13 protein-coding genes and 1 pseudogene are annotated in these 16,922 nt (G+C 65.2%); 6 read left to right on the top strand and 8 right to left on the bottom strand.

Going from position 1 to position 16,922, the window contains the following annotated elements:
* Positions 1–488 precede the first annotated feature (488 nt).
* Positions 489–1,955 (top strand): leucine-rich repeat domain-containing protein, encoded by a 1,467-nt coding sequence (locus ABZS69_RS46195; protein ID WP_355384648.1) that lies wholly within the window; start codon positions 489–491, stop codon positions 1,953–1,955.
* 491 nt (positions 1,956–2,446) lie between these two features.
* Positions 2,447–3,856: a DUF4241 domain-containing protein gene (locus ABZS69_RS46190; protein WP_355384645.1), complete on the top strand. Its 1,410-nt coding sequence runs from the start codon at positions 2,447–2,449 to the stop codon at positions 3,854–3,856.
* A gap of 55 nt (positions 3,857–3,911) precedes the next feature.
* Here ABZS69_RS46190 and ABZS69_RS46185 read toward each other — a convergent pair whose 3' ends face one another.
* Positions 3,912–4,073: a hypothetical protein gene (locus ABZS69_RS46185; protein WP_355384642.1), complete on the bottom strand. Its 162-nt coding sequence runs from the start codon at positions 4,071–4,073 to the stop codon at positions 3,912–3,914.
* Between the two features lie 295 nt (positions 4,074–4,368).
* Positions 4,369–4,563: a hypothetical protein gene (locus tag ABZS69_RS46180; RefSeq protein ID WP_355384639.1), complete on the bottom strand. Its 195-nt coding sequence runs from the start codon at positions 4,561–4,563 to the stop codon at positions 4,369–4,371.
* Between the two features lie 265 nt (positions 4,564–4,828).
* Here ABZS69_RS46180 and ABZS69_RS46175 point away from each other — a divergent pair, with 265 nt between their 5' ends.
* On the top strand, positions 4,829–5,182 hold the full coding sequence (locus ABZS69_RS46175; RefSeq protein WP_355384636.1) for a hypothetical protein: 354 nt from the start codon (positions 4,829–4,831) through the stop codon (positions 5,180–5,182).
* A 235-nt stretch (positions 5,183–5,417) separates the two neighbouring features.
* On the opposite strand, the gene ABZS69_RS46170 is transcribed toward ABZS69_RS46175, so the two are convergent.
* Entirely contained in the window at positions 5,418–5,966 is a 549-nt protein-coding gene (locus ABZS69_RS46170) for a transposase (protein WP_355384633.1), read from the bottom strand.
* On the opposite strand from ABZS69_RS46170, the pseudogene ABZS69_RS46165 reads away from it, so the two are divergent.
* A pseudogene (locus ABZS69_RS46165) lies at positions 5,956–6,228 on the top strand (tyrosine-type recombinase/integrase); the annotation flags it as partial. The gene ABZS69_RS46170 and the pseudogene ABZS69_RS46165 overlap by 11 nt on opposite strands.
* A 766-nt stretch (positions 6,229–6,994) precedes the next feature.
* On the opposite strand, the gene ABZS69_RS46160 reads toward ABZS69_RS46165, so the two are convergent.
* A complete protein-coding gene (locus tag ABZS69_RS46160) occupies positions 6,995–7,588 on the bottom strand; it encodes an HIT domain-containing protein (protein ID WP_355384630.1) in 594 nt (197 codons plus the stop codon).
* A gap of 128 nt (positions 7,589–7,716) precedes the next feature.
* On the opposite strand from ABZS69_RS46160, the gene ABZS69_RS46155 reads away from it, so the two are divergent.
* Both ABZS69_RS46155 and ABZS69_RS46150 read left to right on the top strand, forming a co-directional pair.
* Positions 7,717–10,575 carry a CHAT domain-containing tetratricopeptide repeat protein gene (locus ABZS69_RS46155; protein ID WP_355384627.1) on the top strand — a complete coding sequence of 953 codons (2,859 nt, stop codon included), beginning with the start codon at positions 7,717–7,719 and terminating at the stop codon, positions 10,573–10,575.
* Positions 10,576–10,583: 8 nt separating this feature from the next.
* Positions 10,584–11,255 (top strand): hypothetical protein, encoded by a 672-nt coding sequence (locus ABZS69_RS46150; RefSeq protein WP_355384624.1) that lies wholly within the window; start codon positions 10,584–10,586, stop codon positions 11,253–11,255.
* A 330-nt stretch (positions 11,256–11,585) separates the two neighbouring features.
* Here the strand turns inward: ABZS69_RS46150 and ABZS69_RS46145 are convergent, their stop codons facing one another.
* From ABZS69_RS46145 to ABZS69_RS46130, 4 genes are all read right to left on the bottom strand, one after another.
* On the bottom strand, positions 11,586–12,191 hold the full coding sequence (locus ABZS69_RS46145) for a DUF6461 domain-containing protein (RefSeq protein WP_355384938.1): 606 nt from the start codon (positions 12,189–12,191) through the stop codon (positions 11,586–11,588).
* A gap of 68 nt (positions 12,192–12,259) precedes the next feature.
* Positions 12,260–12,787: a hypothetical protein gene (locus ABZS69_RS46140; protein ID WP_355384621.1), complete on the bottom strand. Its 528-nt coding sequence runs from the start codon at positions 12,785–12,787 to the stop codon at positions 12,260–12,262.
* Between the two features lie 795 nt (positions 12,788–13,582).
* A complete protein-coding gene (locus tag ABZS69_RS46135) occupies positions 13,583–14,086 on the bottom strand; it encodes a hypothetical protein (protein ID WP_355384618.1) in 504 nt (167 codons plus the stop codon).
* Between the two features lie 60 nt (positions 14,087–14,146).
* Complete coding sequence (locus ABZS69_RS46130) at positions 14,147–16,777, bottom strand: RHS repeat-associated core domain-containing protein (protein WP_355384615.1); 2,631 nt, start codon at positions 16,775–16,777, stop codon at positions 14,147–14,149.
* Positions 16,778–16,922: the final 145 nt, after the last annotated feature.

The following is a 16,922-nucleotide window of genomic DNA, read 5'->3' as shown; positions in this document are numbered from 1 at the left end:
GGGAATCGCTCCACACCCCGGAGGATGCATCGACCTTGTAGTGATGCCGATGCAGGGTCTGGCGCCGGTTGCAAATGCCATTTCCGGCGGACGTGCCCTTTCGTCATCTGGAGATTAGGGTTCAGGCAATCCAGCTTTCGCCGTGTCACGCGGGCCCCTCGACGCATCGCTTCTGGCACTTGAACGCGACCGCCGATTTTCTGGCATGCTGTGGTCCCCGATCACCTTTCGGATCCGGGTCAGCCATCAGGCCCAGAGACCTCCCTCCGAGTCCCTCCCAACTGAGTTGGGGATACAACAAGGCGCCTCATGGCGCAGTTACAACAGGCATCGACCGCACCAGTCCCGCCAGCAACGCCCACCTGATCATGACGGACGGGTTGTCCTGGCGATGGAAGGTCGGATCAAGCGTCGAAGAATGCTCGGCGGTGTGATCAACGAGTACTACAGAGCCGCCTAGCTGATCCAAAGAAACGCCAGCTCAAACCATGTGTCTGAGCTTTGAAGCGGTACAGGATATCGTGATCGCCATGACATCCCGAACCGGCGAATCACCTCAACTGGCCGCACTCCGCAGTCTGCTGAGCGAAGAGAAGCCGCCCTCACCGTCCCGCGCCTGGCGGGCGATACGTGAGCTGGTCGTCATGGATTACGGCATCGGCACCACCGCCGCGACCGAACTCGCCGCCGACTTCGCCGTGATAGCGGAACCGCCGACGGACAGACTGCTCAAACTGTGGCCGGCCGTTACCGACCGCGGCGAATTCGCTCGACTCCTCCTCGCTCCCGCCTTCGCCCGCGAGCACCGCACCGAGCTCGACCTCGGCAGGAAACACACCTTAGAGGGCTTGGGCCACCTGACGACGCTCCGCCGCCTGCGGATCTCGCGCCGCAAGGACATCACGGTCCTGGACGAACTCGCCACCCTCGGCAACCTCGTCCATCTCGATCTCGACCAATGCCCTGAGATCTCCGACCTGGCCCCGATCGCCCGCCTCACCGAGCTGACCACACTCAACCTGGGCGGCTGCCGCGCGGTCATTGACCTCGCCCCGCTCAAGGCGCTCGCCAGCCTCGAAAGGCTCGATCTGTCCAGGACCGGCATCAGTCATCTCGCCGACCTCACGGAACTCACCGCTCTCACCGAGCTGAATGTCTCCCGATGCGTCCGTCTGGAAGACCTCGAAGGGCTCGGTGACAAACCGGCCTTGACCACCCTGAAGATCGAGGGATGCGCCCGGCTCACGTCCCTGCGGGGCCTCGGCACGCTTCCCGGGATCACCCGCCTCAGCCTGACGGGCTGCGACAAGGTGACCGACCTACGAGGGATCACCGGCCTCACCGGGCTGGAAGGGCTGGTGATCTCCGGGTGCACCGGCCTCGCCTCGCTCAAAGGCGTCGAACAACTGCCATCGCTCCGGTGGATCTCAATCGTCGACAGCCCCGAGGTGCACGATCTCTCGCCCCTGTCCGCCGTGCCCGCGCTGCGTAAGCTCCTCCTCTCCGGGCAGCCTGTCACCGACGCCTCCTCACTCCCCAGCTCGGAATCGCTGAACGAGCTCACCATCCGCTACTGCGACATCCTGGACAACCTCGACGGGCTCGGCGGCCTGCCCGCGCTGTCCGATCTGTGGTTGGACGGATGCGGCGGGCTGCGCACGCCGGGAACCGGCCACGACCTCCCGTCGCTGCGCCAGCTGACCCTGTGGGGCAGCCCCGCGTTGGAAGACCTCGGCGGCATAGCCGACCTCCCGGCACTCACCAAGCTGTCGTTGTTGAGACTTCCGGACGACCTCGATCCCGCAGGGCTGCGCGGTCGAGCCCCGTTCAAGGAGATCCGCACCCATCGCGACCACGATCCCCGATGGCAGGCCGCCATCTCGCAGGCGCTCGGCAAGAAGGTGCGGATGGTCAACGGCTGGCTCGAAGTCCTGGACGAACCGCTGGATGCTTGACGCCGACCCGACCCTCACATGGCGGAGCCGGCGGATGGTGAGGATGAGGACGGCCAGGAGGGTGGTCATGAGGACGTCGCCGACGTGCAGGGTATACAACCCCACGGGGTAGAACTCGTGTCGTCCGGAGCCGGCGATCGCCATGACCTGTAACCCTCGAGCCACACCAGGGTGAACCTGTAGGGCTCGAATCTTCGATTCATGCGCTGACCTGCAGTCCTTGGCAGGCATGCAGATCTTGAGCGTTGCCGTCTGAGCGGTTGCTCAAACGGTTTGAGCGACTGCTCAAACCGTGGAGGCTGGGGATCCAGCGTGTCGAGCGAACTCGCAGGTCGGACGCTGTGACTGAATATTCGAGCCCCACAGGTTCCGCCGACTGGTGGCCGCGAACCTGCGACCGTCGGATCAGAAGCGGGCCATTCGCTGTCGGTGCCGGTTGCTAGCGCGACGCCCGAAAAGATCCGATCACGCTGGTGCGGGCAGGAGATGGCATGACGACGGAGAACGTCGGCACGGTTGATGTCACGTACTGCGAGGGCTGGGATCCGCAGGTTCCTGCGGCCGTCGCTCCGATATCGGAGCCGGAGGCCCGCGGCAGGGACGCATCAGGTGAGCAGTACGCCGTCCTGCTGTCTGTCCAAGGGGGGCCGAAGGCCTTGTTCCAGGTCGACTGGGGCCATGGTCATCTCGGGTTGTTCCTGTTCGATGAGTGCCAACGGCGCAACAGAGAGCTGGAATACCGGCAACTGGAGCCCGGACGGCTACACCTGATGCGCTACCAGGAGTGGCGCCACGCCTCTGACGCCGACGCGGAGTTCCCTGAGCGTGGCTGGTGTTTCACGATGACGATCGACCCGGACGGCCGCGCCAGGCAAGTTCTGCGCGATGTCGGCGGATCGCGTTACACCGGAGCGAGCGTCCCGGTTGAGCACCGTTCGGTGGCCAAGGCGGAGTTCGGCGCGTGGACGGCCTACGTCGATGCGCAGGTGCTCGGGCTGAGCGGCCGAATCACCCTGGCGCCGGCCCAGGACCCGGTGGACGGACCGGCTCCAGGCACGATGCCCGCCTGGTCGGCCCCGCTGCCGCTGCGCCCCCGGCATCTTGAAGCGCTCTTCACTCCCGGAAGCCGCCTGGCCTCTGACCAGGGGCGCGTCGCGTTGATCACCGAGCCCGCGCCCGCGGGGTGGCTTCACCTGCCCACCGGCTCCGTGATCGCGGCCGATCCTTACCTTCTGGGTGACTCCGTTCCCTTCACCGTCACTGTGGCTTCTGGCGACTACGCCGCCCTGATCGCCTCGATGCGCTGGGAGGGGACGGACTGGGAGGGCCAAACCCCGGCCGTGATGCTGCGGATCCTCGACAAGCCGACCGTCAGTTGGGAGCTCGCGTTGCTGCCGGGACAGGACGTCCGGTTGCTCGGCGCCGACGAGTTCTTCGGGTTCGGCGTAGATGCGGGGATGGGCTGCTTCCTCGACTCCTTGGGCCGCGACGAGTTCGAGAGGCTCATCGAGGAGTGGGAAGAGGAGTCCGACCAGGAGATAGACCTGTTGTCCACTGAGGTCCGCGCCCCGGAGACCGGCACCAATCTGATCGCCTACCAGAGCGGCTTGGGCGACGGCAGCTATCCAGTATGGATCGGCCGCGATGCCGACGGGGAAGTCACCTCGTTCGTGGCGGACATGCTCATCCTGCACGACGCCGACGCACTGCCTCCCACGGTGCCGTCGACAGCCGTCTGCCTGCCGCTGTTCGCTCCAGTGGCGGACGACCGCAGGGAGGCGCCGTTCACCAGTCCCGGCGCCGCAGCCGAGTTCATGGCGGCCCAGATCAGCCACGTCGCGGATGGCTGGGCCGAGCGCCGTCGCTCTTTCACCGAATCCCAAGCACTTCGCGACCGATGAAGGCCCCGCTTCTTGGCACCACACGATCCGGCACTCACGGACGCGAGCGGAACGGTCACTGAGAGATCTTCGTATGCAACCAGATGGTGTAGTACCCCTCGTTCATGATCGCGATGAGGAGGCGTCCCAGTTCCTTCTCCGGGGTCGGCACCGGCTCCGGAGGAGGCTTGTTGAGCTGGGCGGCGGCCGCCGATAGCTGGTTCAGCCTCTGGTCCATAGCGCCCCTCAGCCCATCCAGCCGTTCAGCCATCTCCGCCGAAAGACGTTCGGCCTGCTTGCGCGCTTCCTCGGCTATCCGTACCGCTTCCTCAGTTCGCCTTCTTCGCCCCCGCCAATCGAAGCTCCTCTTCCGTGGTTCCCTGAACCTTCTAGGTAGGCTTCCATGCATCCCCTCGCCTGGATGTATGCACGATCCGACACCAGGAAGGTATGAACCACGCGATCGATCAACTTGGCATACTTCGGTGACGATAAGGGATCTTCCGGTGGCTCTCCGGTGAACCCCCTGAACCTCATAACGGGCCGAAGGGCAGCAGCGGAACCGTTAGCGATTCCAGCCAGTCGGGCAGGAACGCGATGAGGTCGAGGTCTGCGTTCACCGTCTGCAGGACGGTCAGGACCGCCAGCAGGCTGAGGTAGCTGCCCACCGTCGCGGCGGTCACCTTCCGCTCGACCGGCTTGCCGTAGCTCACGGGCTCTGCATGCATGGATCCTCCAAATAGGGGGTGGACACGCGAAAGGCCCGCCCAGTCGGGCAGGCCATCAAGATCAGCTAACGAAACGGATGGCGCTATTGGGATGGGCGCATGAGGATGCTCCTCGAAGGGATCGGTTACGTGCGATGGGCCGTGCCCCGTCGGGCAGTCCGTCCCGGGGGGACTGAGGCGGACGGCCGCTCGGGCCGCTCAGTTATGGATCAGTTAGCGGCAGCATCTGGTGCCGCCTTCTCTAACTGCGACAGAATCCACCGCTGTGACCGTAGAGAAGACCTATGAACAGCAGCTTGAAGCCGTGATCCGCGAGGCCAGGCGGAAGAACCTGCTTGCCTTGTTAGTCGCTGTCGTGCGGCAGGCCGTCAGCGCTGCGATCGTGTGCGCTGCAATCGGCTTCCTGTTCAATCTCGATCTTGATGCCTACCCGGATCTCCTCCTGGCCGGGATGCCGGTAGGGATCGCCGTCTTCATGGTCATCGCCATGCATCGGAGCGACAACCGCCACGCCGAACTCCTTCTCCGGCATGGCTTCACCTGGCAGACATCCCCGCGCACAATCCTCCGACCGCCGACCAAGCCTGACTCCGAACCAGACTGCGAGGGACCCGCCTGACCGTCAGTCGCACTTCTCGATCAGTCCAGTTTCGTTCACTAGACTCTTACTCCTCCGCGGGCCCGGGATACAACGGGAATCGGGATTGGTGCAGGAGGTGGCCACGCGGGGTTCAGTCCACGCGCAGCAGCGCGGGCCAGGTCCTCGGGCCACATGCGCCGCCCGGGCTCCTTCTGGAAGCGGCGCAGCGCCTCGTTCAGTGGTGCACCGAACATGGTGCCATCGATGCCGCTGTTCAGGCCCATGCCGCGGGCATGCAGCAGGTAGAACAGGCGTGCCAGCCGGCCAGGATGTGCCGCCCGTAGGTGCCGATCCTGGTCAGGTCCCGTTCCAGGACGGTGCGCTGCTGATCGGTGAGCTCTTCGGCGGCCGCGCGCAGCAGCCTGCGATGATCGTACTCGGGATCGCCCTTGCGGCCCCGGCGCCCGCGCATCTTCCAGGTCAGCCGCCTGCGCAGCTCGGCGAGCCTGGCATTGGCCAGCCGCACCAGGTGGAAATGATCGACGACGATCCTCGTGCGTGGCAGCGCAGCGCGGATCGCCGAGCGGAATATGGCACACATGTCGATGGCCACATGAGTGATGGCGCCACGCCAGGCAGCGGGCTGGGCAGTCAGCCAGGCGGCCACCACAGTCGAGACACGACCCTCAACCTGACCCAGCAGCCCCTGGCCGCCGGTCAGGTCGGTGAAGCCGACATGCCACCGGTCAACGACCCTGCCGATATTTCCGGTGTCGGGATTCTGCCCCCAACGAGGCCTGCCACGGCGGATCTTGCCACCCATCCGCATCCACGATCTCCGCCACGGCGCCGCCTCGCTGATGCTGGCCGCCGGGGTAGAGATGAAGGTCGTGCAGGAGATGCTGGGGCACACCTCCAGTTCCTTCACGGCCGACACCTACACCTCGGTCTTCCCCGAGGTGGCGATGGCGGCCGCGGAGAAGACCGCAGCACTTCTGCTCGCCGAGGAGGAGGACCAGGGGGAGCCGGGAGAGGTGATCCCGCTGCGAGCCTGCCCCCGCTACATCAGGAAACCGGCCCCGTGATCGCCGTATTCGCACGGCGGGACGGGGCCGTTTCCTTTGCCGAGGAAGTCCCCAGAAGGCCGATGTCGATCATGGCGCGTGCGGGGTTGGTACGCGCGAGCACGCACGGAGCACGCAACCGCTAGACGAAAATTCTAGAACGCATCCGATCCCGTAAAGCCGCAGGTCAGGCCATGATCAAAAACGTGCCATACAGGATTCGAACCTGCAACCGTCGGATTAGGCAGTCGAAGTCCCCAGAATCCGTATGCGAGTCCTACCGAAGTTCGGGACAAGGCATTCTGTACATGTTCAGCAAATCATTGGCAACGCACTGCTTTCGATAAGTCAAGTGTTGGCCGCCAACGCGATCGAACATAAAGACTAGATCAAGCTCCGTCTCGACTCGTCTCGAAAGCGCAGACATCGGAGTTACGAGCACGGAGGCCATCGGATTAGAAGCAAGATCTTTTAGTGCCGCACAGTGCCGTTTGATGATGGTTCGTGCTGCCTCCGCGCACTTTGCGTGTCTGGCGGTGCCGGGTGCTGACGTCGCGTGACGGGGCGCACGAGCACGCACCGAGCGCGGCGGACATCCCAATTTGATCATTGCATCGCGGCTTCCCGGCATGGATCCCGCACTCCAGCTATGCTCGCGCAATCCATGGATGACGGTGGCAGTGCTCGGCACGTGCTCCAACCCGTACGCAACTCAATGATCTTCGCGGTGCGAGCTGCATACTCGGATCAAGGTCGTCGCTGATTCCAACTGTCATCCGCTGCGCCGTCAACGTCGGGCAAACCACGCAGACGACGCCCGGAATGACGTCGCTTCAGGACACCGCGGCGGTTCTGATGTGATCGGCCAGTGGCGACAGCGACGACAGCGGCAGTTCCCGATGCGTCCATGCCTGCTTGAGATACTCGGGGTGTAGTGGGGAAGCAGGTGAAGGTGGAAGTGGAACACGGTCTGCCAGGCCATAGGGCCGGCGGCTTGCCAGAGGTTCATTCCGCCCGGTTCCAGCGTGCACCGCAGGAGGGCGGCGGTGTGCACAGCACCCCGCATCAGCAGGCCTGCGCGGTCCGGGTGGATGTCGGTCAGGTCGCGACAGTGCTCGCGGGGGACGACCAGGTTGTGACCTTCCCGTGCGCTGACAGCAGCCGTCCTCGGGCCGCAGCGGACGCGTTGACGACGAGGAACCGCGGGACGTCTCCGGCAGGCTGGCGTGGCCTGTTCACGCAGGTCAGAAAGGTCTCTTCGGGCGCATGAGCGCGCTGGTTCCCCTGTTTGGTGTCGAAGGCCGATCTCGGACGCGCAAGGGCCTTGCCGTGTACGCGGTGCGGTTGTTTGATGACTGCGAGAGCGCCCGACCGGACGCATCGCGGGGCCGTGTCCGACCTTCCTGGTGAGGCATCGCGTTCGACGTTCGTGGAGGACCCCGCTCCGCGGCAAGGAGTCGGCCCTTCGAACGGGAGCCGGATGTGAGGCATGCGGCCAGGTGGTTCGGCGTGGTTGTCGTGTGCGCCTCCGTTGCGGTGGGGATGCTCGGCGACCTGGTCGTCGCCGGCCTGCCGCGCTGGTTGGCGCTGGTCGGGGTCGCCTGGGCGGTGTTCCTCGGGCTGCTGGCGACTCGTGAGCGGCTCCGTCAAGGTGGTGTCTGGCGGCTGCCCCCGATGTTGACCGCGGTGCCGCTGGCGTTCGCGTGCTGGGCTGGGCAAGGGTCGCTGATGGCGTGGGCCGCGACGCCATGGATCGTCGCCCTGGTGGTGGCCGCGGCTGTGCGCGGGCTGGCCGAGATAGTGATCGCGGCCGCCGTGGTCGGTGCCTTCTTCGCTCCCGACGCGACCATCTTCACCTGGTATGCCGTCCCCGCCCTGGCGGGCGCCCTCGCCGAAGGGCTCGTGCTGAGGCTGGTGAGCGAACTTTTACGGGAAGGGGCCCGGACAGCGACACGCGGTGGGTCGGCTCGGCGCGCCCGGCTGCTGGCGGTTCTGCCCCTGCCAATCGCGTTGTTACAGCGCGGTGCCGAGCGGGCGCCTGTCGTTCACTTCGTCGGCGCCACGTTCGCGCTGACCCACAAGCCCCACGCCGCCCTCCGGTGGGATCGGTGGGCCATGCGCCTGTACCGCAGGCGCGGGATGGTGGCCCGCGAGCTGGGTGCGCTCAGCGATCTGGCGACCAACCTGCACAGCGCGGGCCGCCACGACGAGGGCCTCGCCACCATCGAACACGCCCAGCAGGTGGTGAGTGAGCGCCTGCCGGCCTTCCTCAAGCGCGAGAATCCGGACGTGGGCTCCCTCGGTGAACAGGTGCTGGCGGCCCGCGCCGAGTACGACGTCGTCCACCTGTTCTTGATCGAGGGACGGATCAGGCGGGACGTCGGCGACATCAGCGGCGCGTGCGCGGTCGCGGACTCGGGCCTGGCAAAGCTGGACGGCGACAACGGGTTGAGGAGCCGCTGCGAGTCCTGGACCACAGGTGTACTGGCCCGGTCCGCGGTCGTGTCCGCCCAGGACAAGGGGCTAGCCTCCGTCTTGCGGGGCGTCGTGATCGGCGAGTTGATTGATTTCCTGATGTTCAAGGCGAACCTGGCCGGGACACTGCTCCACGACGACGAATCCGCCCTCGGCCTGCTCGACCGGGCCCGGCAGGTGGCCGCGGCGGCGAAGGACCGGGGCCGGGAGTTCATGGCCACCTACAACTACGCAACCTCCCTGGTCCGGCTGCGCCGCTACGGAGAGGCCGAGACCACGCTGCGGAGCGCGCTAGAGCTGGCAGAGGGCGCCGACGCGGGCGCCCGCCTCATGGCACTCGGGGGCATGGCGAACCTGTATCGCCTGCAGGACAGGCTGGACGAGGCCGAGCCGTGGTATGGAAAGGCGCTGGACCTGGCGGCGCAGTCCCACGCGTCCATGGGGATCAACGCCGGGCTCGGGCTGGCGCTGATACGGCTGAGCAGGGGCGAGGTCGAGGCCGCCCGCCGCGAACTCGGCACGCTGGTAGCCCGAGCCGAGCAGCTGAACTCCGACGCCTTCCTGCGGGCGGCCTACCTGGCCGCGGGGAAGGCGTACGAACAGGACGGCGGCCGCGAAGACCTGCAACGGGCCTGCGGCTACTACCGCTCCGCGATCGAACGCCTGGAGCGGGGCAGGGCCAGCCTCGACAGCGAGGAGGAACGGCTGCGCTTTCTGGGCGGCGAAGCCCGGGTCGAGGTGTACGAACGGATGGTGGCCACCTGCGTGACACTCGGCAAGCCGGTGGACGCCTTCGACTTCGCCGAGCGCGGCAAGGCCCGTGCGCTGGCCGAACGCCTCGGCGGCGAGGACGAGGATCCGCTCGCGTGGCCCGCGTTCCAGGCTGTGCTGGCCACGGCGGGTACGCCGCTGCTGTTCGTCGAATACTTCACCACCGTCGCCGGCGTCCTGGTCATCGGGGCACGAGCCGATTGGGACCGGCCCCGAGCGGTACGCGTCCCGCTGGACCGCGCCGGCCTGCGGCGCTTCACCCTGACCAACTTCGGCAGCGCCGGCCGCGTCCGCGAGATGGTGCTCGGTGGGCTGGAGGAGTTGTGGCACGGCCACGATCCCCTGGTCTCGCCGATCGCACAATGGTCGAGCCCGGACGAACCGGTCGTGCTGGCGCCGCACGGGCTACTGCACTACCTCCCGCTGCATGCCTTGCGCCTCGACGATCGGTACCTGATCGAGCGCAACCCTGTCAGCTATACCGCCAGCGCCTCGGTGCTGCGCGCCTGTCGCGCGGCCGCCGCGAGGCAGACCGTGCCCGGCGGATCGCCGTATGCTGTGTTCGGCGACCCGACCGGCGATCTTCCCCATGCCAGGTCCGAGGCCGAGGCGGTGGCCGCGCTCTTGGACACCACTCCCGTGCTCGGTACGCGGGTGACCCGTGCGGCGGTCATGGATGCCTTCCAGGGAGCCGACATCGCACACTACGCCGGGCATGCCCGGTTCGACGCCGCCGATCCGCTGGCGTCGGGACTGTGTCTGGGCGACGGCACCGTCCTCACCGCCCGCGAGGTGGCGACGATGGTGCGCGGCCCGTGGCTGGCCACGCTAAGCGGCTGCGAGACAGGGGTCAGCGGGCACCATCCGGGCGACGACGTCCAGGGCCTCGTACGCGGCTTCCTCTCCGCCGGTACCAGCACCGTTCTGGCCAGCCTGTGGCGCGTGCCCGACGACTCGGCCGGATACCTGATGACGCGTTTCTACGAGAACCTCCACAGCGCGGCCGTGCCGACCAAGGCCGAGGCGCTGCGCCGGGCCATCGTGGAAACGCGTGACCACGATCACCGTTGGAAGTTATTGCATCACTGGGCGCCCTTCACGCTGCTCGGAGACTGGGACTAGGAGAGAATTTGGACACGATCATCGAGGCCGAGTTCGACCTGGACACTGACGCGCTCGGCGACGAGCGCGGAACGGGTCAGGTCATGGACATCCTCGGCGACGAGGACATCCGTCTCGCCCTTCGGCGCAACCGCATCGCGCTGGCCAAAGGCCCATCGACCGTGGTCCACGGCGAGGAGGGCCTCGCGGGCTACGACGTGCCCCTTACCTGCGCGGTGCACTCCGACCCCCGCTGCCGCTTCGAGTGGTCCAGGCTCATGGTCGACCTCACCCCGACGCCGCGGGCCCGCATCTCCGACATGGTCCCCCGGGAAGTGGTTGAAGACCGTCCCGTGGAGTTGACCACGACCATCGGGGTCGGCCTGAAGTTCCACGTTGTCCCCAACGTCCTCAGCGCCGACCTGACGCCGCAGTATTCACACAAACGCACCGTGTACTACCCGCAGATCGTCTCCTCCGGCACCGGCTTCACCCGCGGCTACTGGGACTTTCTCGCTCTGGACAAGGGATACCTGCACGCGGACCGCGACCTGCGTCTCCTGGTCGCCGCCCCGGCAGGCGAACCGGTTACCGCGAGGTTTCAGCTGCGGGCTAAGGTTCGGATGGCCGGTGTCGCGGGTCTGCTCCCCCTCCTGGCCCGGAGCGGGAGCATCGACGGCGAACACCGGCTCGACCAGTAGCGCGACAAGGCGAACGCCATCCATGCCTTTGAAGCCGGTCCGTACCGCATCAAAAGCACAACCATGACGGCTCTGACCTGTGGTTTGATGGGGTTCGCACCCGCAGGAAAGATCGCGTCTTGTGCCTATTCGCCTGCTCTATCTGATCACGCTTCGGGTGTTCGGCTGGCTGATGTCGCTGGGCCGCGGCCGACGTCGAAGGACGCAGCGATCATGGTGGTGCGTCATGAGGTGGCGGTGCTGCGGCGGCAGGTCGGACGGCCACCCCGATTTTCAGCCCGGAACGGGCCGCCCGCAGGGCGATCGGAGACTAGCCCAAGACTAGCCCCGTCACCTTCGGGTCAGTCCAATGCGAGAGTGAACCGCCTCAAGCCAGTCAGCGGCCATGTCCGTTTCCGTTATGCGGCCGATCAACGCCAGGGTCGAGCTGATGCTCTCGTCCTCTTCCACGGGGTTGTCATCGCCACTGACCTGAAAGCGCAGCCCATCCATCAGGTGATCGAGCGCGTGCGGGTCGCTGCCCTGCTTGGAATCGGGCCAGGTGGGCCGGAAAGAGACGACGGTGTCCCCGTCCCGGATGTGCTTGAAGCTGTCATGGCCGTTGATGTCCATGCTGAAGCTGAGGGCGTGACGGCCTCCTTCGGTCAGCGACAGCAGGAAAGCGTCGTCTGAACGTGCCGGCAGGATGCCCGTCCAACCTCCGGCCTCGGCCACCCAGAGAGAACCGTCGTCGCCGTTGTGGTCGAGGATTTCGCTCAAGTGGCTCGGGACGCGGGTGGAAAGGTCCAAGGAGAAGGCTTGGGCGAGGGTGTCGAGATCCGCTCCCTTGATCCAAAGGGCGCTGAATCCCAACGACCACAGGTCCATGTCGTGATCGAGTTCATCGGTGAAGAGAGTCGAGACCAGAAGGTCGTGCAGGTACGTCGGCGACCGCATGATCACCTCCCGATTGTCGGTGCGCCAGGAGGGGGCATCCCGGAGACGCCCCCCTCCTGACTGTGGAGTTATGACGGTGGCGCGCCCGCGCGGATTCTGACCCAGAAGGCATTGGACGGCCAGTTGCCCGCGCCGCCTTCACGGGAGCTCGAAGTGAAGACGCGATAACGGGAGTAGAAAGCGCCCAGATCGAAACCGGCAGCTTCGTCGTGCGCCTCGCTCACCATGCGAAGCGAGGCGTTGAACGTAGGCGTCCAGACATTGTTGACCATGCTGCCCTCGACGCCGAGCGCTTGGAAGGCGGAGCGGAACGGATATTCATCGCACTCCTTGCCTGGGCCGGCCCCGGTGAGGTTCGGACAGTACCAGGTCATCTGGGTGCGGTTCTTCCCGTTCAGCAGCACACCGTCGGGGGCGAGCTCGCTGTTCGCCCGCCTGGTCAAGGGGGCCCTGGGTATCACGTCGTAGTTGCCGGGGAACTTCTTGGTGATGGGCTGGCCTTGCCGATCCAGCTTCGGATCGGTCGCCTGCGGGTTTTGGAAGGCATCTCTGATGTGTCTCGCCACCTCTCCGCGGAAGGGATCTTCCGTGTACATGGTGTAGACGCGGTCGGCGCCGAGAATTCTGCATCCGCCAGTGTGGCCGGGCCAATAGAGTTCGCCATTGGACCTGCGCGCCGGATAACTGAGTCGAATGCTGTCGCAGCGGGCGACGAAGGGAAATCGCCCTTCGGCCGAGTGGGGATCTGCTCGGTCCCGAGGTAGTGCCACAGCTTGAGCGGCTCCGGATCGAGGAAGTCGACGCTAACCCCTGGGTAGAGCTTGGGGTCATACACACGGACGGGACGATCGGTACTTGGGACACCACGACGATGCGGCTTGCTGGACAACGTCGTCGACCCCGCCGATGTGCGGCCGCTGCTGGAGCGGACGCTGACCGGGCAGGTGCTGGTGACCAGCAGGCTGGGCGAGGGCTGGCACCACCTGGACGCGCACGTACTGCGCCTGGACGTGCTGGGCGAGCGGGAGGCGATCGAGCTCCGTACGTGCTCGCGCGTATCACCCGCGAAGTCGGCCAGAGCCGGCAGATCGAGCAGGTCGGTAAGCGGGTCGGCGACACTGACGTGCTCCAGACGACGGGCGAGCACGTCGATCTGGGGTGATGGCACGCAAACACGGCCCCTGCTCTTGATCGACTGGTGTAGATAACCGACGATCACTAAAGGCGCGTTTGTTATTCACGTCCCAGGATTGCTCTCTACCACCCGCTTTTGTCGAGCTGGCGCGTGTCCCACCGGCTGAGAACGCTTCGACCTTGGTATGCCGAGACACCAACGGAACTGACCGAAGCTCTGGCTTCCTTTCCGTTCAGCATCCCAAAAAGCCCGAGATTCATTGAGGCACGGGCGCGATCACCACGATGAGATACTTGCTCCGGTCGGCCTGATCACCACTGACCTCCTTGTCGACAAGATCCCGCACCTCGATGCCGTAGGAGTCGTCCGACATGAATGACCTGAGGCTCAGACTTGTGTGCTTCCAGCGCGTCGATGTCATTGCCTTGAACGTTGGGCCTTCGCCTGAGGGAACCCATCCGCGCTGTTCGAGCCGGCTTTGCGCGACACGCATTCCTTCTTCGGAAGACTGGGCGCCGACATCGAGAATCAGGATGTCGTCGACCTGAATGGTGTTTTCAAACCTAGGATCATCCTGGGTTTGCGCTACAACCCGGCCAATGCCCTGCACCTCGTCAACCACGCCTGCCTCGACCCGGATCGTTTTCTGAAACCAGAGCCCGCATCCGGATGTCAGAATCGCTACACACAGAGCGATCAACGCGGGCCCGGCAACGGCAGTCATCCTGGCCAAAACTGGATGGCGATCGTGAACTGTCACGGAAGGAGCATACCTCACCAAGGCCACGGAGGGGTTGAACGTTTCGCATTACGTGAATAGTCAGGAGTTCCCGAACGCCCAGAACTCCAGGGCTGCCAGATATGACCATCCGTTCTCACCCATCGCCGCCCACCGCCTTGCCGCTTCCTCGCGCGACGTTGTATCAGGATACTTTGCGTTGCCGCTCAGCCATGCTTCCAGTTTTTTCGTGGACCACTTCTTGTTGCTGGCACTCTGGGTCGCGCCAGAGCAGCCACAGTAGGCGACTGCCGTTTCTGCCCAGGTCATCTTCCTTGTCCCGCCACCCGCGGTTGGGATATTGACTGTTTTGTGCAAATACCACATCCACAGCGCCGCTGCCCCAATAGGATCTCTGATGATCATTTTAAGGGCATTTTTCTCGCTAATAGCTTTTCCGAAGCGCTCTTTGTGCGCCATTGCCACCTTGTAAGGCTCAAGCTGTGGCAGGCCAAAGGACCCGGTCATTCCCTTGGCCAATAGGGTGAGAAACGTCACACCCTTATTATTCTTCATGTACGCCTGAGTTTCTTCGCGATTCAATTCATAGAGAAGGGTGGCGGTCAAATAGATTCTGTCAACCTTGTAGAATCTCGCAGCATTTTCGATCTTCTTTCGGTAGGGTATGAGTAGTTTGTAATATTGATAAAATGATGCCTCGCTCTTCTTTCTAGGATCCTTGTTGAGAGCTGGATCCCGCATGGGGGAAAAGAGCATATTCTTTCCCTTGATCCCTCTCGAGGAAGCCGTCATCACTCCGGACGTGCCCGAAGATCCCCTCTTGGAAGGCGGCGAAATGCCGAGCAGCTCTTGCTCGGTGATCGAAGGATCGAGGAAGTTGATCCATGATGCCAACCTCGCGAAATCGGCGCGCTGTTCGCCGGTCAGCTCCCAATAGTCGTCGGGGGCCGTCATGCCGCTTATCGCCATCACGTTGATTCGTTTCGCTTCCTCATCGCTGAAGGAGGGAAGGCTCGGCAGGACGTAGTTCTCGAAGTACCACTTAGTAACGTCTTCTTCGGCGAAGTTCCAACTCGCCTCCCCTGCATTGACGCAGGCGAGGCAGCCGCCGATCATGTCGTTGGACGAATCAACTGCGCCGCCGCCTCCGTAGCAGCTTCCGATGCATTGCCCGCCGCCTGATGATCCGGAGCTGCTGTAGCTGCCTGCCGGAATGGTGGTGTAGCCGCTCGACCCGGAGCTGCCGTAGCCGGCCCCGGAGAGTGAGCCGCTGTCGATGACGGTGTAGTGGCCGGTGGGGTCGGTGCCGGTGAGGGGTGAGGCGTTGGCGTAGGTGTAGCGGTTGGCCTGGACGGAGGGGTTGGGGGTGAGGGTGGCGGTGTCGCGGCTGGTGAAGGTGCCGGTGCCGGGCTGGTACCAGCGGGCGTGCATGTTGACTTTGCCGGTGTCAGGGTCGGTGTATTCGCCCTGGTAGCCGACGTTCGTCTTGGTGCCGGTCTGGGCGGTGACGGTGCCGAACGGGTCGTAGGCGGTGGAGGTCTGCAGGGTGGTGGTGTAGGTGGCCACCAGGTCGCCGTGCAGGTCGCTCAGCGTCGCCACCGCGGCAGCGGTGCCCTCCTTGAGGCCAAGCAGGCCGCCGCCGAGGTCGCGAGCGTACTTGGCCTGGACAGCGCCGCCGCTATCGGTGATGGCAGCCAGGTCGTTGCCGAGCCCGCTGTAGGCGAAGGTGTGCTTGGCGGTGCCGCGGATCCGGCTGGTCATCCGGTCGAGGGCGTCGTAGCTGTAGAGGTTGTCGCCGTCGGCGATGAGCCGGTCGAAGGCGTCGAAGGTGTACTGGGTGGTGGCACCCGCCTTGGTGCTGGTGGCCAGGGTGCCGCGCGGGGTGTAGGTGTAGTCGGTGCCGTTGCCGTTGGTGAGGCGGTTGCGCTCGTCGTAGGTGAAGGTCGCGTTGCCGGCCTTGGTGCGGTTGCCTGCGGCGTCCCACTCATACGCGGTGGTGGCGCCGCTGGGGGCGGTCCAGGAGGTGAGGCGTCCGGCGTGGTCGTAGCCGTAGGTGTTGATGCCCGCCCCGGCGGTGCCGGCGGTGGTCTTGCTGGTGAGGTTGTCGTCCTTGTCCCACTCGTAGGTGATCTTGGAGAGTTGGGTGCCGGAGCCGTTCTTCAGCGTCTGGCCCGTGACCCGGTCCATGTCGTCGTAGTCGATGGTCTGGGTGCTGGCCGTGCCAGTGGTGGCCGTGATCGTCTTCAACCGGCTGGCCGCGTCGTAGCCGTAGGTCAGTGTGCGGCTGGTGACCGGGTCGGTGGCGGTCTTGAGACGGTTGGCGCTGTCGTAGGTGAAAGTGGCGGTGCCGGATGCGTCGATGCGCTGGGTGGGGGTGCCGATCCCGTCGTAGCCGTAGGCGGTCTCCTGGACGGTGCCCCGCGAGACCTTCAAGGGCAGGCCGCGGTCGTTGTAGTCGACCGTCAGGTCACCGGCGGCGGTGCGGCGGCCGGCCAGGTCGTAGCCAAACGTCCGCTCCGCTGTGGCGGCGCCGCCGCCCGCGCCGCTCTCCTTGGTGAGCCGGCCCAGGCGGTCGAAAGTACGGTCTATGCGCACCCCGCCCGGCTGGATGGTGGCCTTGGGGTTTCCGGCCTCGTCGTAGACGTGGGTCCAGGTGCGGTCGGCCGCGTTCGGGTGCGCCGTTGTGGAGGGCTCGGTCGCTGTTTCGGCCAAACCGAGGCTGTTGTAGCTGGTCCAGGTGGCGTTGCCCCGCCCATCGGTGATGGGTGTAGCTCGCGCTCAGGGACTGTCTGACCTGGATTGTTGATGTCTATCAGAGGAGCTGCGGCTACCTCCGTCGCGGGTCTGGATGGTCACA

The sequence above is a fragment of the Nonomuraea sp. NPDC005650 genome (genome assembly GCF_040605375.1).
Taxonomy (GTDB): Bacteria; Actinomycetota; Actinomycetes; order Streptosporangiales; family Streptosporangiaceae; genus Nonomuraea.
Note: the sequence above shows the minus strand (reverse complement) of the source record. Positions and strands in the feature narration are given on the sequence as shown.